A 25,780-nucleotide genomic window follows, 5' to 3' on the forward strand; every position below is an offset into this window, starting at 1 on the left:
GATGGGAGCGACATGACGGAGCGGATCGAGGGTCACGGCGGCGAGTTGGCGCTCGCGGCCCTACGCGCGCACGGCGTACGGGAGATGTTCACACTCTCCGGCGGGCACGTCTTCCCGCTCTACGATGCCGCGCACAAGACCGACTTCCCGATCTACGACGTCCGGCACGAGCAGTCCGCTGTCTTCGCCGCAGAGGCGGTGGCCAAGCTGCAGCGCCGCCCCGGCCTCGCCGTGCTCACCGCCGGGCCCGGTGTCACCAACGGCATCTCCGGCATGACCAGCGCTTTCTTCAACGCCTCCCCGGTGCTGGTGCTCGGCGGGCGCGCGCCCGCGTTCCGCTGGGGCTCCGGCAGCCTCCAGGAGATGGACCACCTGCCGTTGGTCACCCCGGTCACCAAGCACGCCGAGACGGTGTTCAGCACCGAGGACATCCCACGCGCGGTGGGTGCCGCGCTCACCGCCGCGCTCACCCCGCACCGTGGTCCGGCCTTCCTCGACTTCCCGTTGGAGACGGTCTTCTCGGTCGCCGAGGTCGACCTGCCCGCCGTGGCCGGCGTCGACCCGGTCGTGCCGGACCCGGAGGAGGTCGGCCGCGCCGCGCTGCTCATCGCCGGGGCGCAGCGACCGGTCATCATCGCCGGTTCCGACGTGTACGCGGGCGACGCGGTAGCCGCACTGCGCGAGGCGGCCGAGGCATTGCAGGTGCCGGTCTTCGCAAACGGCATGGGCCGCGGTTCACTCCCGCCGACGCACCCGCTCGCGTTCGCCAAGGCCCGTCGGGCCGCGCTCTCCGGCGCCGATGTGGTCGTGGTGGTCGGCACCCCACTGGACTTCCGGCTCAGCTTCGGTGACTTCGGCGACGCCAAGGTGGTGCACATCGTCGACGCGCCCAGCCATCGGGCGACGCACGTGCAGCCGGCCGCCGCCCCCGCCGGCGACCTGCGCCTGATCCTCTCGGCGCTGGCCGATCACTTCGGTGACCGGACCGACCACACCGACTGGATCGCCGACCTGCGCGTGGCCGAGGACGCGGCGAAGGCCCGGGACGCCGCCGAGATGGCCGCCGAGACCGACCCGATCCGTCCCGCCCGGATCTACGGCGAGCTGCGTCGGGTGCTGGCCCCGGATGCGATCACCATCGGCGACGGCGGCGACTTCGTGTCGTACGCCGGGCGCTACCTGGAGCCGGCGCAGCCCGGCACCTGGCTGGACCCGGGCCCGTACGGCTGCCTGGGCACCGGCATGGGCTACGCGATGGGTGCCCGGGTCAGTCACCCGGACCGGCAGATCTGCGTGCTGATGGGTGACGGTGCCGCCGGCTTCTCGCTGATGGACGTCGAGTCGCTGGTCCGCCAGCAACTGCCGGTGGTGATCGTCGTCGGCAACAACGGCATCTGGGGGCTGGAGAAGCACCCGATGCGGGCCATGTACGGCTACGACGTGGCCGCCGACCTCCAACCGGAACTGCGCTACGACACGGTGGTCAGCGCGCTCGGCGGGGCGGGGGAGACGGTCGCCAAGGCGGCCGACCTGGGTCCGGCCCTGCAACGGGCGTTCGACGCCGGAGTGCCGTACCTGGTCAACGTGCTCACCGACCCGACCGACGCGTACCCCCGGTCGTCGAACCTGGCCTGAGTCGCACCCGCCGCCGCCGTCGCCCGTCCGCGGGCGGCGGCGCGGCGTCTTCCCGCAGCTAAATCAGCGGAAAGTCGGCTCCGGTCGTCGTAACGTCAGCGCGGGAACGGCGGGATGTCAGCCCTGTCGCCCACAGTGGTGCCACCACTGACGACGACAGGAGTTGCGATGGACCACGCGATCCGCGCCGAGGGCCTGGTGCGGCGTTTCGGCGCCACCACCGCCCTCGCCGGAGTTGATCTGGAGGTTCCGACCGGGACCGTCTTCGGTCTGCTCGGGCCCAACGGCGCCGGCAAGACCACAGCGGTAAGGGTGCTCGCCACGCTGCTGCGGGCCGACGAGGGGCACGCCACGGTGGGCGGCTTCGACGTGGTGCGCGACGCGCACCAGGTGCGCCAGCTGATCGGTCTGACCGGCCAGTACGCCTCGGTCGACGAGACCCTGACCGGCGCGGAGAACCTGCTGCTGATCGGTCGGCTGCTCGGGCTGAGCAGGGCCGACGCCCGGCAGCGGGCCCGCCAACTCCTCGCCAACTTCGACCTCAGCGACGCCGCCGACCGGGCCGCCAAGACCTTCTCCGGTGGCATGCGTCGCCGGCTGGACCTCGCCGCCAGCCTGGTCGGCCGGCCGCAGGTGCTCTTCCTGGACGAGCCGACCACCGGCCTGGACCCGCGCAGCCGCAACGACCTGTGGGACATCGTCCGCACCCTGGTCTCCGACGGTGTGACGGTGCTGCTCACCACCCAGTATCTGGAGGAGGCCGATCAGCTCGCCGGTGAGATCGCCGTCGTCGACAACGGCCGGGTGATCGCCCAGGGCACGCCCGAGGAGCTGAAGTCCAAGACCGGTGGCCAGACCCTCACCGTGCGGCCGGCCGACGGCAGCGACCTGGGCATCGTGACCGCCATCGTCGGCGAGGTGTCAGGTGCGGTCCCCGAGGTGGCCCAGAGCGCCGTCACCGTCGCCGTGAACGGTCCGGGCGTGCTGCCCGCAGTGGTCAGCCGCCTCGACGCCGCCGAGATCGCGGTCGCCGAACTGGCACTGCGCGGCGCCAGCCTGGACGAGGTCTTCCTCTCCCTCACCGGCCACCGGGCCGAGGACTCGCCGGCCGACACCGATCTGGAAAGGACCCCGGCATGACCGCCGTCACCGTCCCCGCTCCGCTGGCGCCGACCCGCCGGCTCAGCCCGGCGGCGGGGCTCCGGCACACCGTCACGCTGGCCTGGCGCAGCCTGGTGCAGATCAAGCACAACCCGATGGAACTGCTCGACCTGAGCATCCAGCCGGTCATGTTCGTGCTGCTGTTCACCTATGTGTTCGGCACCGCCATCGCCGGGTCGTCAAGTGAGTACCTCACCTTCATGCTGCCGGGCATCATGGTGCAGAACGCGCTGTTCGCGACGATGACGACCGGGTTCGGGTTGAACAACGACCTCACCAAGGGCGTGTTCGACCGGCTCCGGGCGCTGCCCATCGCCCGGTGGGCGCCGTTGGCCGGCCGGATCCTCGCCGACACCGTCAAGCAGGCCTGGTCGATCGCGTTGCTGCTGGGTGTCGGCTCGATCCTGGGTTTCCGGGTCGGCAACGGGCTGCTCGGGGTGGTCGGGGCGTTCGCGCTGCTGCTGGCCTTCACGCTGGCCGCGTCGTGGATCTCCGTGCTGGTCGGCGTGCTGGTCAGCGAACCGGACAAGGTGCAGATCTTCGGCTTCACGGTGATCTTTCCGCTGACGTTCACCAGCAACATCTTCGTACCCACCGACCGGATGCCGGGCTGGTTGCAGAGCTGGGTGGAGGTCAACCCGGTGACCGTGGTGGCCGACGCGCTGCGCGGGCTCCTGGTCAGCGGCCCGGTGGCCGGTCCGGTCCTCCAGACGCTGCTCTGGGGCTCCGCCATCGCGGTGATCTTCGCGCCGTTGGCGGTGCGCGCGCTCAGGCGTCGAGTGTGAGCCGCGGCAACTCCGCGACCTGATCCGGTGCTCACACCTCCGGTCGGTCACCCTCGCGGGGCGGCTCACCGTCGCGCTGGCGCAGGTCGTCCTCGCGCCGGCGCAGGTCCTCCTCCCAGCGGCGGAAGAGTTCCTGGTCCTGCTGCTTGGCGCGGTCCTGGACGGAGCGGAGGAACTCCGGGTCGTCGTCGGGGGCGACCGGCCGGGGGCGCTGCCGCTCGGGCGAACCCGCACCGCCGGGCCAACTCTTCCGGGCGCCGGAGCTGGGCTCCCGGCCGGCGACGAACCAGGCGATCGAGCCGACCAGCGGGAAGAACAGGATGATCAGCACCCAGGCGATCCGGGGCAGGGCGCGGATCTGGCCCTCCTCGGCGGAGAGGCAACTGATCAGCGCGCAGACGGCGAGGACAATCTGCGCCAGGAAGAGGAGAACGTACAGCCGGGCCATCCACCCATCATGGCGTACCCGGTCTCGTCACCACAGTCCGCGAAGCACCAGCAGCACTCCCAGTAGCGCGAGCCCCACGGTGCCCACCGCGACCAGCGGCAGGGTCCGACCGCCGGTGCGGGCCGGTCCGGTGCCGGTGCCGCGGGGCCAGCAGAGCACCAGCAGGGCGCCCCAGACCAGCACGGCGACGCCGGCGATCAGCGCCCCGGTCGGGCCGTCCGCCGACGCCAACCGGACGGCGAGCGCGGTCACCACCGTCACCGTGAGCAGCGTGCGTCGCCAGGCCAGCCGGGTGCGCTCGGGTTGCAGCCCGGCGTCGCGTCCGGTGCTCACCGCCCGCCGATCGCCCGGACCAGGACGGCGATGACAAGCAGCACCGCGCCGGCGCCCACGGCCAGGGCCAGGATGGCGGGAAACCGGGATGCGGGCAGCTCCTGACCGAGCCGGATGGCCCGCTCGGTACGCGCCCAGTGGTCCACGGCGCGGATCGCGACCGCCCCGCCGAGCAGCAGCAATGCCACCGCGATCACCTCCCGCAGGTGGCTCATCGGCAGGGGTGGCAGGAACTGCGCGACGGCCAACCCGCCGCCGACCAGCGCCAACCCGGTGCGCAGCCAGGCGAGGAAGGTCCGTTCGTTGGCCAGCGAGAAGCGGTAGTCCGGCGGTTCACCGACCGAACCCAGCTCCGCCGGGTCGAACCATCGCCTGATCGCCGCCCACACGCTGGGAGAATATCCGCTTCCCATCCCGCTTAGCCTGACTCGGTGACCGAACTCGACGTGCTGACCCTGCGTGCCGCCTACGACAACCAACTCCGCCCGGAGATCCCCGACCCGATCCCGGCCGGGGTGACGGTGGAGCGGGACGGGCCGCTGGCCCGCATCGTCGGGCTCGACGCCGGCGGGTTCCTCACCTACCGCGACCTGGGCGGGTTGACCGGGGAGGCGCTGGACGAGTTGATCGCCCGGCAGGTGCGCCTGTTCCGCGAGCGTGGCCTGTCGGTCGAGTGGAAGCTCAACGAGCACGACGAACCGGCGGACCTGGCGGACCGGCTGCGCGCCGCAGGCTTCGTGCCGGAGGACCGGGAGACCGTCGTGGTCGGGCCGGTCGCCCCGTTGGCCGCCGCGCTGCCGGTCACCCCCGAGGGGGTACGCCTGCGTGAGGTGACCTCTCGCGCCGACCTGGAGCGGATCGCCGCCATGGAGGAGGAGGTCTGGCGGGAGGACCGCTCGCATCTCGTCACGGGTCTGGCCAAGGAGATCGATGCCGACCCGAACTCGATCACCGTCGTGGTGGCCGAGGCGGGCGAGACGGTGGTGAGCGCCGGCTGGGTGCGGTTCCCGGCGAACACCGGTTTCGCCACGCTGTGGGGCGGCTCGACCCTCCCGCAGTGGCGGCGCAGGGGCATCTACCGGGCGCTCGTCAACTACCGGGCGCGGCTGGCCGAGCAGCGCGGTCGCACGCTCATGCAGGTCGACTGTTCCGAGGACAGCCGGCCGATCCTCCAGCGGCTCGGCCTCGTCGCGGTCACCACCACCACCCCGTACGTCTACACTCCGTGATCATGGAGCAGCGGTTGACGGACGAGGAGCGGTTGACGCTCAAGACCGGTGCCTTCGGTGCCGTCTTCCTGGTCTCCAACGCCGACCCGGGGATGCTGGGGGTGATCCGGGAGAGCATCGCCGCGTCCAGCGCGCTCGCCGACGCCAGCGGGGCGATCAAGGAGGCGCTGACGACCGGCCCGTTGCCGCGGCTTCCCCGGGACTCGCAGTTGGAGATCGAGTCGGTGGTGCTGCCGGCGCTGCGTCAGGCGGTGCTGATCCTGCGCGACAGGTCACCGCAGGACGTGGAGGCGTACCGCTCGTTGGTGCTGGGTGCGGCGGACCGGGTGGCCCGGGCGCACGCGGGGGTGGTGCCCGCCGAGGCGGCGGTCATCGACCAGATCAGGGGTGCGTTGGCCGAGCCGGCCTGACCGGCTGTCTGCCGGTGAGCTGTGTCACTCTCAGTGCGCCGGGGAGCGCAAATTACTGGCAGGTAACATTGCGCCGTGGGCAACCGCACAACAGCCCGCGGTTGACCTGGCGTCGACCGACGCGCGACGCTGCGCCCCAGACCGGGCGAGCGAATCGCATCACCACACAGGAGGGTCGTCGAAGCGCGATGAATATCGTCGTACTCGTCAAGCAGGTGCCTGATTCGGGCGCGGACCGCAACCTGCGCAATGACGACAACACCGTCGACCGCGGTTCGGCGAACAACGTGATCAACGAGATGGACGAGTACGCCATCGAGGAGGCGCTGAAGATCAAGGAGGCGCACGGCGGCGAGGTCACCATCCTGACCATGGGTCCGGACCGGGCGACCGAGTCGATCCGCAAGGCGCTCTCCATGGGCCCGGACAAGGCCGTGCACGTGCTGGACGACGCCCTGCACGGTTCCTGCGCCGTCGCCACCTCGAAGGTGCTCGCCGCCGCGCTCGGTCAACTGGGCGCTGACCTGGTCATCTGCGGTGCCGAGTCCACCGACGGTCGGGTCCAGGTCATGCCGCACATGATCGCCGAGCGGCTGGGCGTCGCGGCGCTCACCGGCGCCCGCAAGCTCACCGTCGACGGCAGCACGCTGACCGTCGAGCGGCAGACCGAGGAGGGCTACGAGGTGGTCACCGCCGCCACCCCGGCCGTGGTCTCCGTCTGGGACACCATCAACGAGCCGCGCTACCCCTCCTTCAAGGGCATCATGGCCGCCAAGAAGAAGCCGGTGCAGACGTTCTCCCTGGCCGACCTGGGCATCGCGCCCACCGAGGTGGGCTTCGACGGCGCCACCAGCGCCGTCGTCGAGCACACCAAGCGCCCCCCGCGCTCCGGCGGTGCCAAGATCACTGATGAGGGCGAGGGCGGCGTCAAGCTTGTCGAGTTCCTCGCCACCGAGAAGTTCGTGTGAGAGGGGGGTTCTGACATGTCTGAGGTTCTCGTCGTCGTCGAAGCCACAAAGGAATTCGGCGTCAAGAAGGTCACACTGGAAATGCTCACCCTCGCGCGTGAGCTGGGCACCCCGAGCGCGGTGGTGCTCGGCGGCGCCGGCGCCGCCGAGGCGCTGAGCGGCAAGCTGGGCGAGTACGGCGCGGAGAAGATCTACGCCGCCGAGGGTGACGAGATCGACGGCTACCTGGTGGCCCCCAAGGCCACCGTGCTGGCCGAGCTGGTCAAGAGGGTGCAGCCGGCCGCCGTGCTGCTGGCCTCGGCCCAGGAGGGCAAGGAGATCGCCGCCCGGCTCGCCGTCAAGCTGGACAACGGCATCCTGACCGACGTGGTCGGCCTCGACGCCGACGGCACCGCGACCCAGATCGCCTTCGCGGGCTCCACCATCGTCAAGTCCAAGGTCACCAAGGGCCTGCCGCTGGTCACCGTCCGGCCCAACTCCGTCACCCCCGCCCCGGCGGCGGCCACCCCGACGATCGAGCAGCTCACCGTGTCGGTCACCGACACCGACAGGCTGGCCACTGTCGTCGAGCGGGTCGCCGAGCAGAAGGGCTCCCGCCCCGAGCTGACCGAGGCCGGCGTGGTCGTCTCCGGCGGTCGCGGCGTTGGTAACGCCGACAACTTCAAGCTGGTCGAGGAGCTGGCCGACCTGCTCGGCGGCGCCGTCGGCGCGTCCCGGGCGGCCGTCGACTCCGGCTTCTACCCGCACCAGTTCCAGGTGGGCCAGACCGGTAAGACGGTCTCCCCGCAGCTCTACGTCGCGCTCGGCATCTCCGGTGCCATCCAGCACCGGGCCGGCATGCAGACCTCGAAGACCATCGTCGCGGTCAACAAGGACGGCGAGGCGCCGATCTTCGAGCTGGCCGACTTCGGCGTGGTGGGTGACCTGTTCAAGATCGTCCCGCAGGCCGCCGAGGAGATCCGCAAGCGCAAGTGACCCTGCGGTACGTCAGTGGCCGCCCGTTTCTACGGGCGGCCAATGCCGTTTGGGAGCTGATCGGCGGGCCGGGGAGCTGAACCGGCCCGCCGATCAGCCCGTCAGGGTGCCCCTCAACAGGCTGTCACCGGAGTGGCGGGCGTTGTTGTCGTACTGCTCGGCGGAGACGTCGACCACCGAATAGCTTGTGAGATCGACGTTCGGGGGCAGGGGCAGCAGCGCGTCCGAACCACCGCCCAGGGTGCCCACCGAGAACATCTCCATCGTCGTCGGATTGATGAGCCAAACCTCGTAGTACCCCGGGACGCGCGGGAGATTCGCCACATGCACATGTAATTGGCCGTCCCGCAGAATCCGGGCGTCGCCCCTGGCCGCCGGAGGCGTCGATCCGTACGCCGCCAGCGGCGCGCTCGCCACCACCACCTGCGTCGGAGTGGGGGCCGGGTCGTCCGGCCGCAGCACGGAGACAGTGCCCACCACCCCGACCGCCGCAGCGGCTGCCGCGGTTACCGCCGTGGCCGCCCAGCGCGACCAGCCAGCGCCCCGGCGGGATCGCCGCGCCGGGTCCAGCCGGGTGACCGTCGGCTCGGCCGTCGCGCTGGTGGCCTGTGCGGCCGTCGCGCCGGTGGCCTGTGCGGCCCTCGCGTCGGTGGACTGTGCGGCCCTTGCGCCGGTGGCCTGCTCGCCCGTCGCGCCGGTGGCCTGTGTGGCCGGCATGGCGGTGGCCTCCGCTGCCCTGACCTGGGCGGCGATGCCCTGCCAGACGTGCTGCGGTGGGTCGGGCAGGTCGGCCAGGCCCTGCGTCTCGGTGCCGAGGCCGGCCACCTGCTGGAAGGTCGCCACCTCCGCCCGGCAGAGCGCGCAGGTGCCGAGGTGGGTGCTCTCCCCGTTGTCCGCCTCGCTCTCACCGAGCGCCAGAAAGACCAGCCGCTCGTGGTCCAGGTGCTGCACCGTCCACCTCCCATCTGCGTTTCAAGCTCGCCATGCCGCGCCGGATGTGGCTCTTCACGGTGCCCAACGGCACTCCGGTCACCGTGGCTATCTGCTGGTGTGTCAGGTCGTCGTAGAAGGCCAACTCCAGCATCCGTCGCTGGTCGTCCGGGAGACGAGCCAGCTCGTCGGCGATCACCAACCGGTCCACCACGCGGTCTGGGTCCGGGTCGGCGTGTGCCGGCTCCGGCAGTTGCCGGACCGTCTCCACCACCCGGGTCTCCCGGGCCGAGGCGCGCATCCGGTCGATCACCTTGCGCCGGCCGATGCCGAGCAGCCAGCCGACCAGTGATCCCCTGGCCGGGTCGAAGGTGTCCCGACCCAGCCAGGCGGCGACGAACGTCGCCTGGGTGACGTCCTCGGCGTCGGCGCGGTTGGCCAGCATCGAGGTGGCCAGGTGGAACACGGCCCGACCGTACCGGTCGTACGCCTCGCGCAGCGCCACGTCGTCGCCCGCGCGGAAGCGCAGGTCGAGGTCGTCCACCGGGGGGTCCGGTTCCTCGTACAGGGCCGTCATCGGGCGGCTCGCCTTCGATGGGGGATGCCCGACTGTAGCTGCCACAGTCTCCGCCCCACTCTCCCGGTCGATGTCATCTCAGCAGCTCTTCGTCTCGCGGCCCCGGTTCGGATGCAGGCGGGGCCGAAAAAGAAAAGTGCCTCCGGTCCGCATCCACCCGTCGGGACGACGGCGTAACCCGTTCTGCAAGCCAGGCCTGACGAATCAGCACCAATCAGCAGGAGGCAGACATGCAGCTCTCGTACTTCCGTCGGGTCGCGGCGGGCGGCGCGGTCGCCGCGCTGGCCTTCGCCGGAGTCGGCGCGTTCACCGCCACCCCCGCGTACGCCGCCACGTCGAAGGTCTCCGTCGTACACGGCATCCCGGACACCCCGGTCGACGTCTACGTCAACGGCAAGAAGACGCTGGAGAACTTCAAGCCCGGTGACGTGGCCGGCCCGCTGAGCCTGGAGCAGGGCGACTACGACATCGCGCTCACCAAGCCGGGCGAGCCGATCGGCAGCGCGATCCTCACTGTCGACGACGCGGCAGTGCCGGGCGGCGCGAACATCAGCATCGCGGCACACCTCGACGCCGCCGGCCAGCCGAAGATCACCCCGTTCGTGAACGACGTCTCGAAGGTCGACGCCGGCAAGGCCCGGCTCATCGTCCGGCACACCGCCGCCGCTCCGGCGGTGGACGTACGCGCCGGCGGCACCCCGGTCTTCAAGGGCCTCACCAACCCGAAGGAGGCCAAGGGCGACGTCGACGCGGGCAGCGTGCAGGCGGACGTGGTGCTGGCCGGCACCGACACCGTGGCCATCGGCCCGGCGGACCTCAACCTCAAGGAGGGCACCGCGACGATCGTCTACGCGATCGGCTCCGCCGAGGGCAAGACCCTCGGTGTGGTGGCACAGACCATCACCGGCCTGCACTCCGCTCCGGGCGGCGTGCCGAGCGGTGACGGCGGTCAGGCCGGCACGGGCGTGGACACCTGGTGGTACGTGCTCACCGGTGCCGGCGTACTCCTGTTGCTTGTCGGTGGTGTGCGGATGGCGACCGCGCGGACCGGTCGCAGGTGACGGTGCGCAACCGCGGCGCGCTGGCGGCCCTGGCCGCCGGCGTTGCCGCGCTCACCGTCGCCGCCGTGGTGGCGTGCGGCTCCCAGCCGGCGGGGACCGTGGGCGCCGAGGAGGCGAGCACGCTGGCCAGCACCCCACCGACGACCGCCAGCGCCCCATCGGTTCCGGTCACCGGCGGTGCGCTACCGGCCGACGCGGCGGTCGTCCCGCCGGTGCGGCTGGTGATCCCGGGGATCGACGTGACGGCCACCGTCAACGCGGTCGGCATCAACGAGCGGACAAACGAGTTCGAGGTGCCGCCGAGCGTCGACCAGATCGGCTGGTACCGCTACGGACCCGGCCTGGAGGCAACCGGCGGATCGGTGGTCATCGCCGGTCACGTGGACAGCGCCAAGCAGGGCAAGGGGGCGTTCTTCCGGCTCCGTGAACTCGACAGGGGCGACACCCTGACCGCGACCGGCAGCGACGGCACGGCGCGGCGGTACCGGGTCGTCGCCCGGGAGGAGTACGCGAAGACCAGGATTCCGTTGGACCGGTACTTCGCTCGGGACGGCAAACCGCGACTGACTCTGATCACCTGTGGTGGGCCGTTCGATGCCAAGGCGCGCAAGTACCGCGACAACATCGTCGTCACCGCGGTGCCCGCCTGACCGGGGCCGCCGCCAGGGCCGGGGTGGGAAATCCCACCCCGGCCGTCACGCCGGTCCCCTCCGGCATCCGCGCGCCGTGGTGTCGGCCGTAGGCTGAGCGGCGATGGCTTACCTGGATCACGCGGCGACGACTCCGATGCTCGACGAGGCACTGGAGGCGTACGTCGCCACCGCCCGCGAGGTCGGCAACGCCTCCTCCCTGCACGCGGCGGGTCGTCGTGCCCGCCGCCGGGTCGAAGAGTCCCGCGAGAAGGTGGCCGCGGTGCTGGGCGCCCGGCCGTCCGAGGTGATTTTCACAGGTGGTGGCACGGAGAGCGACAACCTCGCGGTCAAGGGCATCTTCTGGGCCCGCCGGGGAGCCGCCCCGGACCGCCGTCGGGTGGTCTCCAGCGCCGTCGAGCACCACGCGGTGCTGGACGCTGTCGACTGGCTCGTCGAGCACGAGGGCGCCGAGGTCGGTTGGCTGCCGGTGGACGCCGCCGGTCGGCTCGACCCGGAGGACCTGCGCGCCGAGCTGGCCACGCACACCGACCGGGTGGCAGTGGTCACCGCGATGTGGGCCAACAACGAGGTGGGCACCATCCAGCCGATCGCCGAGCTGGCCGCCGTCGCGGCCGAGCACGGTGTGCCGTTCCACACCGACGCCATCCAGGCGGTCGGTCAGATGCCCGTCGACTTCGGCGCCAGCGGCGTCGCCGCGCTGACCGTCACCGGGCACAAGTTGGGCGGCCCGACCGGGGTGGGCGCGTTGCTGCTCGCCCGGGACGTGCCGGCCACGCCACTGCTGCACGGCGGCGGCCAGGAACGCGACATCCGTTCCGGCACCCTGGACACGGCCGGCATCGTCGCCTTCGCGGTCGCCGTCGAGACGGCGGTGAAGGGCCAGCAGGAGTACGCGGCCCGGGTTGCCGCGCTCCGCGACGACCTGATCGAGCGGGTTCGTCGGGCGGTGCCCGAGGTGATCTACAACGGTGACCCGACCGACCGACTGCCCGGCAACGCGCACTTCTCCTTCCCGGGTTGCGAGGGCGACGCCCTGCTGCTGTTGCTCGATGCCCAGGGCATCGCCTGCTCGACGGGGTCGGCCTGCTCCGCGGGAGTGGCCCAGCCCTCACACGTGCTGCTGGCGATGGGTGCCGACGACGACCGCGCCCGTTCCTCGCTGCGCTTCTCCCTCGGCCACACGAGCACCCAGGCCGACGTGGACGCCCTCATCGCGGCCCTGCCCGCAGCAGTGGACCGAGCCCGCAGAGCCGCAGCCCTCCGCACCCCGCGCTAGTTCCCCGCACCGCTTGATCAGGTGCTGAGAAGTAGGTCAGAAGCGGTCCTGGCACCTACTTCTCAGCACCTGATCAAGCCTCAGGCAGTCGACGGGCAGGGGCGGGGTGGCGGTTGGTGGGCTGGGCTGGGCTGGGTGGATAGGGTTGGGTGGGGTCGGAAGAAGCGCGGTGGGAAGGGAATGTGCTGGTGAAGGTTCTGGCGGCGATGTCGGGCGGGGTTGACTCGGCCGTGGCGGCGGCGCGGGCCGTGGCGGCCGGGCACGACGTGACAGGGGTGCACCTGGCGCTGGCCCGCAATCCACAGACCTACCGCACCGGGGCGCGCGGCTGCTGCACCCTGGAAGACTCCCGGGACGCGCGGCGGGCCGCCGACGTCATCGGCATCCCGTTCTACGTGTGGGACATGGCCGACCGCTTCCACGAGGACGTGGTGGACGACTTCGTCGCCGAGTACGCCGCCGGGCGCACGCCGAACCCCTGCCTGCGCTGCAACGAGAAGATCAAGTTCGCGGCGGTGCTGGACCGGGCGGTGGCCCTGGGCTTCGACGCGGTGGTCACCGGGCACCACGCCCGGCTCGGCCCGGACGGGCTGCTGCGACGCAGTGTCGACATCGCCAAGGACCAGTCGTACGTGCTGGCCGTGCTCACCCGCGAGCAACTGGACCGGTCGATCTTCCCACTGGGCGACTCGACAAAGGCACAGGTCCGCGCGGAGGCCGCCGAGCGTGGCCTGGCGGTGGCCGACAAGCCGGACTCGCACGACATCTGCTTCATCGCCGACGGTGACACCCGCGGCTTCCTGGCCGGTCGGCTCGGCGAGGCGCCCGGCGACGTGGTGGACGCCAGCACCGGCGCGGTGGTCGGCAGTCACAGCGGCGCGTACGCCTACACGGTGGGGCAGCGGCGCGGGCTGCACCTGGACCGACCGGCCCCGGACGGACGACCGCGTTACGTGCTCTCCATCACGCCGAAGACCAACACGGTGACCGTCGGCCCCGCCGAGGCGCTGGAGGTGTCCGAGGTCCGCGCCGTCCGGCCGGTCTGGACCGGCGGCGCACGTCCGGACGCGCCGGTCGAGTGCGAGGTGCAGCTGCGCGCACACGGCGACGTGGTGCCGGCGACCGTCGCCCTCGACGGCGACCGGCTGCACGCCGAGCTGCGCCGGCCGGTACGCGGTGTCGCCGCCGGGCAGGCCGTCGTCGCGTACCGGGCGGACCCGGCCGGCGACGTGGTCCTCGGCTCCGCGACCATCACCGGCTGACCGCACGACCTGGGTGTTCGCGGGATAGCCTTCGGCCGTGACAGATCAGGCGTGGCCCTGGCCGGCCGGCGCGGCAACCGGCATTGGTTCGCTGCCCGGCACCGACATCGGCGAGGCCCAGCGGGTGGTCCTCGGTGAGCTTCCCGACCTGCCCCACCTGCCCGAGTTGCCGGCCCGTGGTCCCGGCGCGGACATGATCGGCCGGTCCGCCGGGCTGCTTGTCGAGCTGCCCGTCGAGGTGTACGCCGGACGGTGGCGGGTCGCCCCACGCCCGGGTCGCGACCTGCGCCGGGCCGCTGACCTGATGGAACGCGACCTGGACCAGCTCGCCGAGCAGGCCGAGGAGTACGCCGGGCCGATCAAGCTGCAGGCCGCCGGTCCACTGACGCTGGCCGCGACCCTGGAGCTGCCGATCGGTGGTCGCCTGTTGCGGGACCCCGGCGCGGTTCGTGATCTGACCGGCTCCCTCGCCGAAGGGCTGCGCGCGCACATCGCGGCGGTGACCCGGCGGCTGCCCCGGGCGTCGGTGCTGCTCCAACTGGACGAACCGTCCCTGCCCACCGTGCTGGCCGGGCGGGTGCCGACCGAGAGCGGGCTGGGCGCGTACCGGGCTGTCGACCCGGTGGACGCGGCCGCGCTGCTGCGCACTGTCGTCGACGCGGTCGGCGTACCGACGCTTGTGCACTGCTGCGCCCCGGACGTGCCGCTGGAGCTGATCCGCTCCACCGGCGCCGTCGCGGTCGCCCTCGACCTGGACCTGGTCACCAAGCTGGACCCGCTCGGCGAGGCGCTCGACGCCGGCCTCGGACTGCTGGCCGGGGCCGCGCCGACCGGACCGCCGTCGGCCGGTGGCGCGCCGACCTCCGCGCAGCTCGCCGATCGGGTACGCCAGGTCTGGGACCGCCTCGGCTTTCCCCGTCGGCAGCTCGCCGAGCAGGTGGTGGTCACCCCGGCCTGCGGTCTCGCCGGTGCCACCCCGGAGTACGCGCGGGCGGTGCTCGCCGCGTGCCGGGACGCCGGCCGGCGACTCGCCGAGGTCTGAGGTTTCCTGTCGTACCCGGTGGGCAGGATGACGGTCATGATTGGACAGCTGCGTTCAGTGGTGCTCGACTGCCCGGATCCGCGGGCGCTGGCGACGTTCTACGCCGAGCTGCTCGGCGTGCCCCTCGCCGAGAGCGAGATGGAGAGCGACTGGGTGGTGCTGGGCGGTCCGCCCGGTCACCAGCCGCGTCTCGCCTTCCAGCAGGCGCTCAACCTGCGGCCACCGGCCTGGCCGGATCCGGAGCGCCCTCAGCAGTTCCACCTGGATGTGACTGTGGACGACATCGAGAGCGCGGAGAAGGCGGTGCTCGCGCTCGGTGCTCGGCGGCTGCCGGGCGAGGGCGAGGGTTTCCGGGTCTACGCCGACCCGGCCGGCCACCCGTTCTGCCTCTGCTGGGACTGAGCCTGACGTGGGTCGCGGCGGCCGGGCATCATGGCCGCCGTGATCCACACTTCCGCGCTGCGCGCCTCCCCGCATCGAGTACGCCGACCAGCTCGCCACCCTCGGCACCGCCTGGGACTGAGCCGCCGGCGTGCCTGGCCGGCGTGCCGGGCCGGCCTGCCTGGGCGGCGTGCCCGGGGCGGCCGGTCGTGATCGACTCGGGTTCGTGGAAGTCGCTGTGTCGCAGGGCCGCTGATGCCCCGGTTTTCAGGAAACCGAGTAGGTCATGCCCACCGCCGCGCCTTGAGGGCGACCGGGGTGGTCAGGGGGTGGGCAGGTGGCGCAGGCTGCGGACCTTGCGCCACAGGTCGGCGTCGCAGCGGCCGGCGTGGTCGGCGAAGGCGGCCGAGCTGAGTCGGGTCGGCTCGGTCAGGCTGAGGTAGCTGTCGTGCTCCGCGCCGGGGTCCCAGTCCCGGGTGGGGATCCGCACGTGGTCGTCCCGGTCACTCTTGTCCTGGCTGGTGATCTTCAGGACGTCCGCTCCTCGGGAGTCGGCCCGCAGCACCAGACAGGGCCGCACCTTCGAGCCGCTGCCGTCGGCGTACGGCACGTCGGCCCACCAGATCTCGCCGGGCGCCGGGGCATCCTGCCGGTCGGTGTCGCGTGAGCGGGGCTTGGCGGCCGGTCGGTCGGCGCCGCGCGGTCGGGGCGGGGCGGAACGACGACCACCGGTGCGGGCCGTGGCACCGCGACCCGGTCGGGTGCCCGAGGGTCGGGTGGAGACCCGGTGCCGCCAGCTGTTCCACGCCCAACCCGCAGCAACGGCCAACAGGATCGCCGCCGCCCAGAGCAACGCCTCGGGCATCGCCACCTCCTGCCTCCCGGCGGACGTACCTCCGCCTCCGGCGGCCCACCGGCCGCTCCGTCCGGCGATCCTCGCACGCCGCCGCCCGTGCCGCCCGCCAACCACACCGCGGCCGCCCCGCCACCCGAGGCGCTCCACCCTTGGTCACTCGATGTCGAGTGGCTGAATCGGCCCGGCGACGACTACCGAGCATCAGGTGAGCACGGCCCGCGATCCGAGGGAGACGTCGCTGCCGGCACGGGCGGGCGACGGATTGTCCCACCGGCCCGATACCGTGCCGGAGTAGCGTGATCAGGGAGGTCGCAGGCGTGTCCGAAGGTGGCGGTGTGTCCGAGGAGCAGATCGGTCAGCAGGTCAGCCCGGCGCAGGAGGCGGCGGCCGGGGCTGAGCCGACGCCGCAGGCCCGGGAGCGGCACGCCACGCTCAGCCAGGAGCTGACCGAGCATCAGTACCGCTACTACGTGCTGGACACGCCGACCATTCCCGACGCCGACTTCGACAGGCAGTTGCGCGAGTTGGAGGCACTGGAGGCGGAGTTCCCGGCGCTGCGGACACCCGATTCGCCGACCCAACGCGTGGGCGGCACGTTCTCCACCGACTTCACAGCGGTCACCCACGCCGAACGGATGCTCTCGCTCGACAACGCCTTCGCCGACGAGGAGTTGGCCGCCTGGGCCGAGCGGGTCGAACGGGACGCGGGCGGCCCGGTGCCCTACCTGTGCGAGCTGAAGGTCGACGGGCTGGCCATCAACCTGACCTATGAGAAGGGCAGGCTGGTCCGGGCCGCCACCCGGGGTGACGGCCGCACCGGTGAGGACGTCACCGCCAACGTGCGCAGCATCCGGGACGTCCCCAGCCAGCTCACCCCGTCCGCCGAATTCCCGGACATTCCCGAGCTGGTGGAGGTTCGGGGCGAGATCTACTTCCCGGTCGCCGCGTTCGCCGATCTCAACGCCGGCCTGGTGGAGCAGGGCCGGGCGCCCTTCGCCAACCCGCGCAACGCCGCGGCGGGCAGCCTCCGGCAGAAGGACCCACGGGTCACCGCCTCCCGGCCGCTGCGCCTCGTGGTGCACGGCATCGGTGCCCGCCGAGGGTTCCAGCCCAGCGCACAGTCCGAGTCGTACGCGGCGCTCAAATCCTGGGGATTGCCGACCAGCGACCGCTGGCGGGTCGTCCCCGACCTGGCCGGCGTCGCGGAATACGTCGGCTACTACGCCGAGCACCGGCACGACGTCGAGCACGAGATCGACGGCGTGGTGGTCAAGGTCGACCCGGTCTCCATCCAGGGCCGGCTGGGCTCGACCAGCCGCGCGCCCCGGTGGGCGATCGCCTTCAAGTACCCGCCGGAGGAGGTCACCACCAAGCTGCTCGACATCGACGTCAACGTGGGGCGCACCGGGCGGGTCACCCCGTTCGCCGTGCTGGAGCCGGTGCGGGTGGCCGGCTCCACCGTCGCGCTCGCGACCCTGCACAACGCCCGTGAGGTCGAGCGCAAGGGCGTGCTGATCGGTGACACGGTGGTGCTGCGCAAGGCCGGCGACGTCATTCCCGAGGTCCTGGGCCCGGTGGTCGAGCTGCGTCCCGCCGACGCCCGGCCGTTCGTCATGCCGACCACCTGCCCGGCCTGCGGCACCCCGCTCGCGCCGTCGAAGGAGGGCGACGTCGACATCCGTTGCCCCAACACCCGCAGCTGCCCGGCCCAGCTGCGCGAGCGGGTGTTCCACCTTGCCGGTCGCGGTGCCTTCGACATCGAGGCGCTCGGCTACAAGGGCGCGGCGGCCCTGCTGGACGCGGAGGTCATCGCGGACGAGGGCGATCTGTTCCAACTCGACGCCGAGCAGCTGTCCCGGTCCCCGTTCTTCGTCAACAAGGACGGCAGCCTGGGCAGCAACGCCAGCAAGTTGCTCGACAATCTGGCGGTCGCCCGGGAACGGGACCTGTGGCGGGTGCTGGTGGCGCTCTCCATCCGGCACGTCGGCCCGACCGCGGCCCAGGCGCTCGCCCGGCACTTCCGCTCGATGGACGCCATCGACGCGGCCACCGAGGAGGAGCTGTCCTCGGTCGACGGCGTCGGGCCGACCATCGCGGCGAGCCTCCGGGAGTGGTTCGCGGTGGACTGGCATCGCGAGGTCGTCCGCAAGTGGGCCGAGGCCGGCGTACGGATGGCTGAGGAGGCGGGCGACGAGGGGCCGCGCCCGCTGGAGGGGTTGACAGTGGTGGTGACCGGCACGCTCGCCGGGTTCTCCCGGGACCAGGCCGCCGAGGCCGTCCAGAGCCGGGGCGGCAAGGTCAGCGGGTCGGTCTCCAAGAAGACGAGCTTCGTGGTGGTGGGGGACAACCCGGGGTCCAAGGCCGACAAGGCGGCCAGCCTCAAGGTGCCGGTGCTCGACGAGGCCGGGTTCCAGGTCCTGCTGGACGCGGGCCCGGACGCCGCACGGGAGGTCGCTCAACCGGGCGGCTGACCGCGCGGACGCCGTCGCGCGGCGACTGGTCGCGTATACCAACTTAATTACGACTACGACCGATTCGTGACTGTCATACCGGTAAACCAGGGCCCGAGGGCGTTTCATTGGGTCACGGCGCGCACACCGGCACGCCGACGGTCGGTCGGGAGGTGTCGTGGAGGTCGCCGACCCACGCAACTCGCTGCCCCCGGGACGGGTGGCACCGTTCGCTGCCTTCGTCGTCGGCATCCTGGTGGTGGCCACGGTGACCGCCGCCGTTCCACTCGCGACGCTCCCCGACGAGGTGTCCCAGCTGCCGGTGGCGTTCTGGACGATGGCCGCGCTCGCCGTGGTCTGCGACGCCCGCCCGTTCGTCCCGCCGGGGCGCAGGCAGACCTCGGCGGTGTTCCCCTCCACCTGCTTCACCTTCGCGATCCTGCTCGGCTGGGGCCTCGGGCCGGCGGTGCTGGTGCAGGCGCTGGGGGTGGTCGTGTCGGGCTGGCGGATGCGGCACGCGGCGTGGCGGACGGCGTTCAACGTCGGGCAGTACGCGTGTGCCCTCGCCGCCGGGTACGGCGTGCTCCTGCTCGGGCCCGGCACCATCTTCTCCGGCGGGCGGTTGCACTGGACCGACGTGGCTGCCGTCGGCGGCGCGACGCTTGCCTGGTTCGTCGTCAACTACGGGTTGGTCAGCTGGGCGGTGCGGCTGCGCTTCGGGGACCGGTGGTGGCCCACCCTGCGGCAGGGGCTCGGCTTCGAGTTGCTCTCCACCGGCTCACTGCTGCTGCTCGCCCCGGTGCTGGTCGCGGCGGCGCGGGTCAGCGCGGCGCTGATCCCGCTGGTGCTGGTGCCGCTGTTCGCCGTCTACCGGATGGCGCGGCTGACCGTCGAACAGCAGCACCTCGCCGCCGCCGACCCGCTGACCGGCCTGCCCAACCGCAAGGCCCTGCTGGCCGAGGTGGCCGAGCAGGTGCACGTGCATGCCGAGCGGACGGCCCGTGGCGAACCCGACGGTCAGTTGGCGCTGCTGTTGATCGACCTGGACCGCTTCAAGAACGTCAACGACGCCCTCGGGCACGCCGTGGGCGACCGGCTGCTTGTCGAGGTGAGCGCGCGGCTCACCGACGTACGGCCCCGACCGCAGATGATCGCCCGGCTCGGCGGCGACGAGTTCGCCATCGTGATGACCGGGCTGACCGACGTCGGTCAGGCGCGGGAGTTGGCCGACCAGGTGGTCCAGGCGCTGGCCGAGCCGGTGCCGCTCGACGGGCTTCCGTTGGACGTGGGCGGGTCGATCGGGATTGCCCTCTTTCCCGAGCATGGCGAGGACTTCGCCACTCTGATGCGCCACGCCGACGTGGCGATGTACGACGCCAAGCACCGCAACGACACGGTGGCCGTCTACGCCCCCGAGTCCGACCACAACTCCGCCGAGCGTCTCGGTCTCCTCGCCGACCTGCGCCGGGTGCTGGAGTCCGGCCCGCCGGTGAACGGGCCGTTCGACGCCGAGCCGGCCGGTCACCGCCACCACGAGGGTGCGGCCGACCAGGCCGACGGGTACGGCCGGGACGGCGGGCCGGGTGCGGTGGCCGGCACGGAGAAGGTGGTCGGCGTACCCCTCAGCGCGACGGCCGAGGTGCGCGGCGGTGACGGGGCGGCGCTGCCCACCGGGACGCGGGCCGAGGCCGCGCCGCACGCGGACCCGGCGCCGGCGACCGCGACGGCACCGCCGTCCGGTGGCCGCTGGTGGGGACGCCGTCGGCGCGACGACGCCGAACTGCTGCACGCCGACGAGCTGATCAACCAGATCGCCACCGGCGCCGACCCGATCCGGGGCCGCAACACCCGTGCCGCGGCCAGCGGCAACCGGTCGGGTCGGGCTCGGGAGCGACGCGCCCGGCTCGGCACCGGCCTGCGGTCCCCGAACGCAAGCGCTGTCGCCGCCCTGGGCAACGGCGGCCTCGGGCCGCGGCGGGACATCGGGCCGGACACACCGGGGCGACCGCTCGAATCGACGGGGTGGGCGCACGCGGACGGTGGGCCGGCCGACGACGCCGGGGAAATCACAATGTATTACCAGCCGCAGATCGCCATCGCGACCGGTGAGGTGGTCGGTGTCGAGGCCCTGCTGCGGTGGCGACACCCGCGGCGGGGCATGGTCGACCCGGAGGAACTCATCCGGGTCGCCGAGCAGAGCGCCGTGATGCGGCTGCTCACCCGGCGGGTGGTCGACGACGTGGTGGAGCAGCTCGCCAAGTGGTCGGCGGCCGGCATCGGCCTGCGCGCGGCGCTGAACGTGAGCGTGCGCGACCTGCACACCGGCGAGATCGCCGACCAGATCGCCGACCGGCTGGCCCGCTACGGGGTGCCGGCCGAGCGGCTACAGGTGGAGATCACCGAAGGCGCGTTGATGGCCGACCCGCGCCGGGTGCTGACGACCATCTCCCAGCTGCACCGGATCGGGGTGGGCATCGCGCTGGACGACTTCGGCACAGGCTATTCCTCGCTGCAACACCTACGCAGGTTGCCGCTGTCCGAGGTGAAGGTGGACCGGTCGTTCGTACTCGGCATGGCCGACGACGCCGACGACGCGGCGATCGTCCGGTCGATGATCGAGTTGGCAGGTGCGCTGGGGTTGCGGGTGGTGGCCGAGGGCGTCGAGGACGAGCGGACCTGGCGGATGCTGCACGCCGCTGGCTGCGACGCGGCGCAGGGCTGGTTCTACGCCCGACCCATGCCCGCCGCGGAGCTGGTCACCTGGCTGGCCCGATACCGGCCGGTGCGCCCCACCGGCGGGCACCCGCAGTCGGACACCGCGCGCCGCCCCGCCCGCTGACCCGGCACGAGGGCCCCCGGGAGGGGGAGTCCGGGGACGCGGCACCGGAGCGGAACAATAGACTCGCTCCGGTCACCGCGCGTCACGCTCCAGTCGTCGCGCGGCCGGCACACCGCCCGACCAGCAGGACATCAGAAGGGGGCACGGATGGCCGCCATCTCCCGCGAGGAGGTTGCGCACCTGGCGCGCCTGTCGCGGCTCGCCGTCACCGAGGAGGAGCTGGACACGTTCGCCGGCCAGCTCGACGTGATCCTCCAGGCGGTCGCCCAGGTCGGCGAGGTCGCCGCCGCGGACATCCCGCCGACCTCGCACTCGGTGCCGCTGACCAACATCTTCCGCGAGGACGTCGTCACACCGTGCCTGACGCCGGAGGAAGCCCTGTCGGGCGCGCCCGACGCCGAGGGCCAGCGGTTCCGCGTACCGCGGATCCTGACCGAGGATGTGGCCTCATGAGCGAGCGCGAGCGAGCGAATCAGCAGTGCAGCGCGGTGGTGCCTCATGGCGTCGCGGAGCGAAGCGGAGTGACGGCATGAGCGATCTGATCAAGATGACCGCGACGGAGATCGCCGCCCTGGTCGCCGGGGGCGAGACCTCCGCCGTCGAGGTGACCCAGGCGCACCTGGACCGGATCGCCGCGGTCGACGACCGGGTGCACGCCTTCCTGCACGTCGACAGCGACGGCGCGCTCGCCGCGGCCCGCGCCGTGGACGAGCGCCGGGCCGCCGGCGAGGAGCTGGGCCCCCTCGCGGGTGTGCCGGTCGCGGTGAAGGACGTGCTCGCCACCCGGGGCGTGCCCACCACCGTGGGGTCGAAGATCCTGGAGGGCTGGCGTCCGCCGTACGACGCGACGATCGTGCAGCGGCTGCGCGACGCCGGCACGGTGATGCTCGGCAAGACCAACATGGACGAGTTCGCGATGGGCTCCTCCACCGAATACTCGGCGTACGGGCCGACGCACAACCCGTGGGACCTGGACCGGATCCCGGGCGGCTCGGGTGGTGGCAGCGCCGCCGCGCTGGCCGCGTACGAGGCGCCGCTGGCGATCGGCTCGGACACCGGCGGCTCGATCCGCCAGCCCGGCGCGGTTACCGGCACCGTGGGCGCGAAGCCCACCTACGGCGGCACCTCCCGCTACGGGCTTGTCGCCTTCTCCTCGTCGCTGGACACCCCCGGCCCGTGTGCCCGTACGGTGCTCGACGCGGCCCTGCTGCACCAGGTGATCGGTGGGCACGACCCGCGCGACTCCACCTCGATCCCGCAGCCGGTGCCGGACGTGGTGGCGGCGGCGAGGCTCGGCGCGACCGGTGACCTGACCGGCGTGCGGCTCGGCATCGTGAGCGAGTTCGTCGGCGAGGGTGCCGAGCCGGGCGTGATGGCGGCGTTCCGCGAGTCGGTGGACGCGCTGACCAAGATGGGCGCCGAGGTCGTGGAGATCTCCTGCCCGACGTTCGCGTACGCGCTGCCGGCGTACTACCTGATCGCCCCGAGCGAGTGCTCCTCCAACCTGGCCCGGTTCGACGGCGTCCGGTTCGGCCTGCGGGTCGGCGACGACGGCAACCGGTCACTGGAGGAGGTCATGTCGCTGACCCGGGAGACCGGCTTCGGCCCGGAGGTCAAGCGCCGCATCATGATCGGCACGTACGCGCTGTCGTCGGGTTACTACGACGCGTACTACGGGCAGGCGCAGAAGGTCCGGACGCTGATCACCCGGGACTTCACCGCCGCGTTCGAGCAGGTCGACGCGTTGATCTCGCCGACCACCCCGTCGGTGGCGTTCCCGATCGGCGCGCGGACCGCCGACCCGTACCAGATGTACCTGGCCGACCTGTACACGATTCCGACCAACCTGTACGGCGGGCCGGGCATCTCGGTGCCCTGTGGGCTCTCCGAGGGGCTGCCCGTCGGTTTGCAGGTGATGGCCCCGACGATGGCCGACGACCGGATGTACCGGGTCGCCGCCGCGTTGGAGTCCGCGATCGGCACGTTCACCCCGCCGACGCTGTAGCGCCGCCGCCACCGGCCCCGACGGATCCGTCCGTCGGGGCCGGTCGCGTGTCCGGGCAGGTTGGCTGTCGATCAGGGCTGGCTCGGAGGCCCGGCGAGGTAGCGGCGGGCCTCCCGCAGACCACGCCAGCGATACCAGGCGGAACCCGCCATGAGCAGGATCAGCAGGACGGCCAGTACGCGGGTGAACGGGTTGGCCGCGGTCACCAGGGCCGACAGTTGGGTGAGGACGACCACCGCGAACAGCCACAGCAGCCAGCGTTGACCGACTCGGAGTCGGGCCTCCTCGCGAGCCAGCGCGTCGAGACGAGGGTCGTCGGTGGACCCGTCGCGTAGCGCCCGCCCGATCTGCTGCTTGGTCGCCGGGTCGGCACCGGCTGTCGGGGGCATCCGCCTGATCAGCCGGCGGCCGAAGACCAGGGCCACGACCGCGCCGATCAGCGGCGGGATCAGCATCAGCGCGAACGACACGAGCAGTTGGTCGGACTTCACTGTGCCGCGGCCGACGAAGGTGGCGGTGCCCAGCGCTGCGGTGGCGATCACGACGATCGCGGCGACAAGGTACGTGCTACGGCGTTGCCGCCGGTGCGTCAGCTGCTCGTCTGCGGCGGTACTTTGCCCGCTTGTCACGGCCGTCCTCGACTCCGACGCCGCCGGTTTCGCAGGTGCACCAGGGCGTACGCGATCGCCACCGCCAGCACCCCGGGCAGCACCATGCCGAGCACCAACTCGATTGCCGAGTCCGGGTTCCGGTCCTCTCCGGCGGCGAGCCAGGTGATCACGCTGACCACGACGGCCACCGCCCACACCGCGACCACCGCGAGGATCACCGGTCGAACCCGCACTCCTGACTCTCTCCCCGTATTCGTCATTGTCGCTCCGTACCCCGTCGCCACAGACGCCACGCGCGCCTGACGAAACCCGGCCGAGGATAGATCGGACAACCCCATTAGGCTGGACAGGTTCTGTCCGGATCGCGCCTGGAGCGTCTCATGACCACGACACTGCCCGCGTACGACGAGGTCGTTGCGCGCTTCGAGCCGGTGATCGGCCTGGAGACCCACGTCGAGCTGGGCACGAACACCAAGATGTTCTGCGGCTGCCCGACCGATTTCGGTGGCGAGCCGAACACCCGGGTCTGCCCGGTGTGCCTGGGCCTGCCCGGCTCGTTGCCGGTGGCCAACAAGGCGGCCATCGAGGCGATCATCCGGATCGGCCTGGCGCTGAACTGCTCGATCGCCGAGTGGTGCCGGTTCGCCCGGAAGAACTACTTCTACCCGGACATGCCGAAGAACTTCCAGATCAGCCAGTACGACGAGCCGATCTGCGTCGACGGTTACCTGGACGTCGAGGTGGGCGGCGAGACGGTGCGGATCGAGATCGAGCGGGTGCACCTGGAGGAGGACACCGGCAAGACGCTGCACGTCGGTGGCGCCACCGGCCGCATCCACGGCGCGACCGAGTCGCTCGTCGACTACAACCGGGCCGGCATCCCGCTGGTGGAGATCGTCACCAAGCCGATCCCGGGCACCGGCGCGCTCGCCCCCGACGTCGCCAAGGCGTACGTCACGGAGCTGCGCGACGTGATCCGCACCCTCGGTGTCTCGGACGTGCGGATGGAGGAGGGTTCGCTGCGCTGCGACGTGAACACCTCGCTCAACCTGCCGGGCCAGGAGTGGGGCACCCGCACCGAGACGAAGAACGTCAACTCGCTGCGGTCGGTGGAGCGGGCGGTCCGTTCGGAGATGCTGCGCCAGGCGTCGGTGCTCGACGCGGGGGGCCGGATCACCCAGGAGACCCGGCACTTCCACGAGGACACCGGTGACACCACCCCGGGCCGCTCGAAGGAGACGGCCACCGACTACCGGTACTTCCCGGAGCCGGACCTGGTGCCGATCGCTCCGGACCCGGCCTGGGTCGCCGAGCTGAAGGCCGCGCTGCCGGAGCTGCCGCGGGTGCACCGGCGTCGGCTCCAGGAGCAGTGGGGCCTGTCCGACCTGGACATGCAGTCGGTGCTGAACGCCGGCGCGGTCGAGCTGATCGAGGCCACCGTGGCGGCGGGCACCACCCCGGCGGCGGCCCGCAAGTGGTGGCTGGGTGAGCTGTCCCGCCGGGCCAACGAGAGCGGCGTGGAGCTGGCCGAGATCGGCGCCACCCCCGCCCAGGTCGCCGAGCTGCAGGGGCTTGTCGATGCCGGCAAGCTCAACGACAAGATGGCCCGGACGGTGCTGGAGGGCGTGGTCGACGGTGAGGGTTCGCCCACCGAGATCATGACCAGCCGGGGCCTGGAGGTCGTGTCGGACACCGGCGCGCTCACCGCCGCCGTGGACGAGGCGATCGCCGCGAACCCCGCCATCGCCGACAAGATCCGCAGCGGCAAGGTCGCCGCGGTCGGCGCGCTGGTCGGCGCGGTCATGAAGACCACCCGGGGCCAGGCCGACGCGAAGACTTTGCGTGAGCTGATCCTGGAGCGCCTCGGCGTCCAGGGCTGAGACCCACCCGGAA

The 25,780-nt window shown here is 72.1% G+C and carries 26 protein-coding genes; 18 read left to right on the plus strand and 8 right to left on the minus strand.

Features of this window, described 5'->3' with window-relative positions:
- Nucleotides 1-12 precede the first annotated feature (12 nt).
- The 3 genes from ABZU25_RS12870 to ABZU25_RS12880 all read left to right on the plus strand — a co-directional run bounded on the left by ABZU25_RS12870 (nt 13) and on the right by ABZU25_RS12880 (nt 3,581).
- A complete protein-coding gene (locus ABZU25_RS12870; RefSeq protein WP_355029502.1) occupies nt 13-1,635 on the plus strand; it encodes an acetolactate synthase in 1,623 nt (540 codons plus the stop codon).
- Nucleotides 1,636-1,803: 168 nt separating this feature from the next.
- The gene (locus tag ABZU25_RS12875) at nt 1,804-2,775 is read left to right on the plus strand and encodes an ATP-binding cassette domain-containing protein (protein ID WP_355029503.1); all 972 of its coding nucleotides are present in this window, start codon (nt 1,804-1,806) and stop codon (nt 2,773-2,775) included.
- Complete coding sequence (locus tag ABZU25_RS12880; protein ID WP_355029504.1) at nt 2,772-3,581, plus strand: ABC transporter permease; 810 nt, start codon at nt 2,772-2,774, stop codon at nt 3,579-3,581. Before ABZU25_RS12875 ends, ABZU25_RS12880 begins: the two co-directional genes overlap by 4 nt.
- Before the next feature lie 31 nt (nt 3,582-3,612).
- On the opposite strand, the gene ABZU25_RS12885 is transcribed toward ABZU25_RS12880, so the two are convergent.
- The 3 genes from ABZU25_RS12885 to ABZU25_RS12895 are packed head-to-tail and all read right to left on the minus strand — an operon-like array spanning nt 3,613 to nt 4,751.
- On the minus strand, nt 3,613-4,029 hold the full coding sequence (locus ABZU25_RS12885; RefSeq protein WP_355029505.1) for a PLD nuclease N-terminal domain-containing protein: 417 nt from the start codon (nt 4,027-4,029) through the stop codon (nt 3,613-3,615).
- A gap of 27 nt (nt 4,030-4,056) precedes the next feature.
- Entirely contained in the window at nt 4,057-4,362 is a 306-nt protein-coding gene (locus ABZU25_RS12890) for a DUF202 domain-containing protein (protein WP_355029506.1), read from the minus strand.
- On the minus strand, nt 4,359-4,751 hold the full coding sequence (locus ABZU25_RS12895) for a DUF202 domain-containing protein (RefSeq protein ID WP_355029577.1): 393 nt from the start codon (nt 4,749-4,751) through the stop codon (nt 4,359-4,361). Before ABZU25_RS12895 ends, ABZU25_RS12890 begins: the two co-directional genes overlap by 4 nt.
- Before the next feature lie 42 nt (nt 4,752-4,793).
- Between ABZU25_RS12895 and ABZU25_RS12900 the strand changes: the two genes are divergently transcribed.
- From ABZU25_RS12900 to ABZU25_RS12915, 4 genes are all read left to right on the plus strand, one after another.
- On the plus strand, nt 4,794-5,591 hold the full coding sequence (locus ABZU25_RS12900; protein WP_355029507.1) for a GNAT family N-acetyltransferase: 798 nt from the start codon (nt 4,794-4,796) through the stop codon (nt 5,589-5,591).
- Complete coding sequence (locus ABZU25_RS12905) at nt 5,588-6,001, plus strand: hypothetical protein (RefSeq protein ID WP_355029508.1); 414 nt, start codon at nt 5,588-5,590, stop codon at nt 5,999-6,001. Before ABZU25_RS12900 ends, ABZU25_RS12905 begins: the two co-directional genes overlap by 4 nt.
- Nucleotides 6,002-6,189: 188 nt before the next feature.
- Nucleotides 6,190-6,969 (plus strand): electron transfer flavoprotein subunit beta/FixA family protein, encoded by a 780-nt coding sequence (locus ABZU25_RS12910; protein ID WP_355029509.1) that lies wholly within the window; start codon nt 6,190-6,192, stop codon nt 6,967-6,969.
- Nucleotides 6,970-6,984: 15 nt separating this feature from the next.
- The gene (locus ABZU25_RS12915; protein ID WP_355029510.1) at nt 6,985-7,944 is read left to right on the plus strand and encodes an electron transfer flavoprotein subunit alpha/FixB family protein; all 960 of its coding nucleotides are present in this window, start codon (nt 6,985-6,987) and stop codon (nt 7,942-7,944) included.
- Between the two features lie 93 nt (nt 7,945-8,037).
- On the opposite strand, the gene ABZU25_RS12920 is transcribed toward ABZU25_RS12915, so the two are convergent.
- Both ABZU25_RS12920 and ABZU25_RS12925 read right to left on the minus strand, forming a co-directional pair.
- Complete coding sequence (locus ABZU25_RS12920) at nt 8,038-8,895, minus strand: anti-sigma factor (protein ID WP_355029511.1); 858 nt, start codon at nt 8,893-8,895, stop codon at nt 8,038-8,040.
- Nucleotides 8,849-9,451, minus strand: coding sequence for a sigma-70 family RNA polymerase sigma factor (locus ABZU25_RS12925; RefSeq protein ID WP_355029512.1), 603 nt, complete (start codon nt 9,449-9,451; stop codon nt 8,849-8,851). Before ABZU25_RS12925 ends, ABZU25_RS12920 begins: the two co-directional genes overlap by 47 nt.
- A gap of 230 nt (nt 9,452-9,681) precedes the next feature.
- Between ABZU25_RS12925 and ABZU25_RS12930 the strand changes: the two genes are divergently transcribed.
- The 6 genes from ABZU25_RS12930 (at nt 9,682) to ABZU25_RS12955 (ending at nt 15,147) form a co-directional block, all read left to right on the plus strand.
- Nucleotides 9,682-10,512, plus strand: coding sequence for a DUF4397 domain-containing protein (locus ABZU25_RS12930; protein ID WP_355029513.1), 831 nt, complete (start codon nt 9,682-9,684; stop codon nt 10,510-10,512).
- A complete protein-coding gene (locus tag ABZU25_RS12935) occupies nt 10,509-11,162 on the plus strand; it encodes a class F sortase (protein ID WP_355029514.1) in 654 nt (217 codons plus the stop codon). Before ABZU25_RS12930 ends, ABZU25_RS12935 begins: the two co-directional genes overlap by 4 nt.
- Before the next feature lie 103 nt (nt 11,163-11,265).
- Nucleotides 11,266-12,441 carry a cysteine desulfurase family protein gene (locus ABZU25_RS12940; protein ID WP_355029515.1) on the plus strand — a complete coding sequence of 392 codons (1,176 nt, stop codon included), beginning with the start codon at nt 11,266-11,268 and terminating at the stop codon, nt 12,439-12,441.
- A 188-nt stretch (nt 12,442-12,629) separates the two neighbouring features.
- On the plus strand, nt 12,630-13,703 hold the full coding sequence (gene mnmA / locus ABZU25_RS12945; RefSeq protein ID WP_355029516.1) for a tRNA 2-thiouridine(34) synthase MnmA: 1,074 nt from the start codon (nt 12,630-12,632) through the stop codon (nt 13,701-13,703).
- A gap of 37 nt (nt 13,704-13,740) precedes the next feature.
- On the plus strand, nt 13,741-14,745 hold the full coding sequence (locus ABZU25_RS12950) for a methionine synthase (RefSeq protein ID WP_355029517.1): 1,005 nt from the start codon (nt 13,741-13,743) through the stop codon (nt 14,743-14,745).
- Nucleotides 14,746-14,781: 36 nt separating this feature from the next.
- Entirely contained in the window at nt 14,782-15,147 is a 366-nt protein-coding gene (locus ABZU25_RS12955; RefSeq protein ID WP_355029518.1) for a VOC family protein, read from the plus strand.
- 301 nt (nt 15,148-15,448) lie between these two features.
- Here the strand turns inward: ABZU25_RS12955 and ABZU25_RS12960 are convergent, their stop codons facing one another.
- On the minus strand, nt 15,449-15,991 hold the full coding sequence (locus ABZU25_RS12960) for a type II toxin-antitoxin system PemK/MazF family toxin (protein WP_355029519.1): 543 nt from the start codon (nt 15,989-15,991) through the stop codon (nt 15,449-15,451).
- Nucleotides 15,992-16,317: 326 nt separating this feature from the next.
- Between ABZU25_RS12960 and ligA the strand changes: the two genes are divergently transcribed.
- From ligA to gatA, 4 genes are all read left to right on the plus strand, one after another.
- Complete coding sequence (gene ligA / locus ABZU25_RS12965; RefSeq protein WP_355029520.1) at nt 16,318-18,453, plus strand: NAD-dependent DNA ligase LigA; 2,136 nt, start codon at nt 16,318-16,320, stop codon at nt 18,451-18,453.
- Between the two features lie 157 nt (nt 18,454-18,610).
- Complete coding sequence (locus ABZU25_RS12970) at nt 18,611-21,271, plus strand: EAL domain-containing protein (protein ID WP_355029521.1); 2,661 nt, start codon at nt 18,611-18,613, stop codon at nt 21,269-21,271.
- Nucleotides 21,272-21,418: 147 nt separating this feature from the next.
- Nucleotides 21,419-21,724 (plus strand): Asp-tRNA(Asn)/Glu-tRNA(Gln) amidotransferase subunit GatC, encoded by a 306-nt coding sequence (gatC, locus tag ABZU25_RS12975; protein ID WP_355029522.1) that lies wholly within the window; start codon nt 21,419-21,421, stop codon nt 21,722-21,724.
- 76 nt (nt 21,725-21,800) lie between these two features.
- On the plus strand, nt 21,801-23,276 hold the full coding sequence (gatA, locus tag ABZU25_RS12980) for an Asp-tRNA(Asn)/Glu-tRNA(Gln) amidotransferase subunit GatA (protein WP_355029523.1): 1,476 nt from the start codon (nt 21,801-21,803) through the stop codon (nt 23,274-23,276).
- Nucleotides 23,277-23,347: 71 nt separating this feature from the next.
- Here gatA and ABZU25_RS12985 read toward each other — a convergent pair whose 3' ends face one another.
- A complete protein-coding gene (locus ABZU25_RS12985) occupies nt 23,348-23,905 on the minus strand; it encodes a hypothetical protein (RefSeq protein WP_355029524.1) in 558 nt (185 codons plus the stop codon).
- Nucleotides 23,902-24,120, minus strand: a complete 219-nt coding sequence (locus tag ABZU25_RS12990; protein ID WP_355029525.1) for a hypothetical protein — start codon at nt 24,118-24,120, stop codon at nt 23,902-23,904. The genes ABZU25_RS12985 and ABZU25_RS12990 overlap by 4 nt, the downstream gene beginning before the upstream one ends.
- Before the next feature lie 147 nt (nt 24,121-24,267).
- On the opposite strand from ABZU25_RS12990, the gene gatB reads away from it, so the two are divergent.
- Nucleotides 24,268-25,767: an Asp-tRNA(Asn)/Glu-tRNA(Gln) amidotransferase subunit GatB gene (gene gatB / locus ABZU25_RS12995; RefSeq protein WP_355029526.1), complete on the plus strand. Its 1,500-nt coding sequence runs from the start codon at nt 24,268-24,270 to the stop codon at nt 25,765-25,767.
- Nucleotides 25,768-25,780: the final 13 nt, after the last annotated feature.

The sequence above is a fragment of the Micromonospora sp. NPDC005215 genome, from assembly GCF_040607915.1.
In the GTDB taxonomy this organism is placed as follows: domain Bacteria; phylum Actinomycetota; class Actinomycetes; order Mycobacteriales; family Micromonosporaceae; genus Micromonospora.

What these genes read in the sequence shown, in the direction of transcription:
- ABZU25_RS12885 (WP_355029505.1), bottom strand. Translation starts at nt 4,029, where the DNA reads ATGGCCCGGCTGTACGTTCTCCTCTTCCTGGCGCAGATTGTCCTCGCC.
- ABZU25_RS12875 (WP_355029503.1), top strand. Translation starts at nt 1,804, where the DNA reads ATGGACCACGCGATCCGCGCCGAGGGCCTGGTGCGGCGTTTCGGCGCC.
- gatA (WP_355029523.1), top strand. Translation starts at nt 21,801, where the DNA reads ATGAGCGATCTGATCAAGATGACCGCGACGGAGATCGCCGCCCTGGTC.
- ABZU25_RS12940 (WP_355029515.1), top strand. Translation starts at nt 11,266, where the DNA reads ATGGCTTACCTGGATCACGCGGCGACGACTCCGATGCTCGACGAGGCA.
- gatB (WP_355029526.1), top strand. Translation starts at nt 24,268, where the DNA reads ATGACCACGACACTGCCCGCGTACGACGAGGTCGTTGCGCGCTTCGAG.
- ABZU25_RS12910 (WP_355029509.1), top strand. Translation starts at nt 6,190, where the DNA reads ATGAATATCGTCGTACTCGTCAAGCAGGTGCCTGATTCGGGCGCGGAC.
- ABZU25_RS12930 (WP_355029513.1), top strand. Translation starts at nt 9,682, where the DNA reads ATGCAGCTCTCGTACTTCCGTCGGGTCGCGGCGGGCGGCGCGGTCGCC.
- ABZU25_RS12960 (WP_355029519.1), bottom strand. Translation starts at nt 15,991, where the DNA reads ATGCCCGAGGCGTTGCTCTGGGCGGCGGCGATCCTGTTGGCCGTTGCT.
- ABZU25_RS12915 (WP_355029510.1), top strand. Translation starts at nt 6,985, where the DNA reads ATGTCTGAGGTTCTCGTCGTCGTCGAAGCCACAAAGGAATTCGGCGTC.
- ABZU25_RS12925 (WP_355029512.1), bottom strand. Translation starts at nt 9,451, where the DNA reads ATGACGGCCCTGTACGAGGAACCGGACCCCCCGGTGGACGACCTCGAC.
- ABZU25_RS12870 (WP_355029502.1), top strand. Translation starts at nt 13, where the DNA reads ATGACGGAGCGGATCGAGGGTCACGGCGGCGAGTTGGCGCTCGCGGCC.
- ABZU25_RS12880 (WP_355029504.1), top strand. Translation starts at nt 2,772, where the DNA reads ATGACCGCCGTCACCGTCCCCGCTCCGCTGGCGCCGACCCGCCGGCTC.
- ABZU25_RS12955 (WP_355029518.1), top strand. Translation starts at nt 14,782, where the DNA reads ATGATTGGACAGCTGCGTTCAGTGGTGCTCGACTGCCCGGATCCGCGG.
- gatC (WP_355029522.1), top strand. Translation starts at nt 21,419, where the DNA reads ATGGCCGCCATCTCCCGCGAGGAGGTTGCGCACCTGGCGCGCCTGTCG.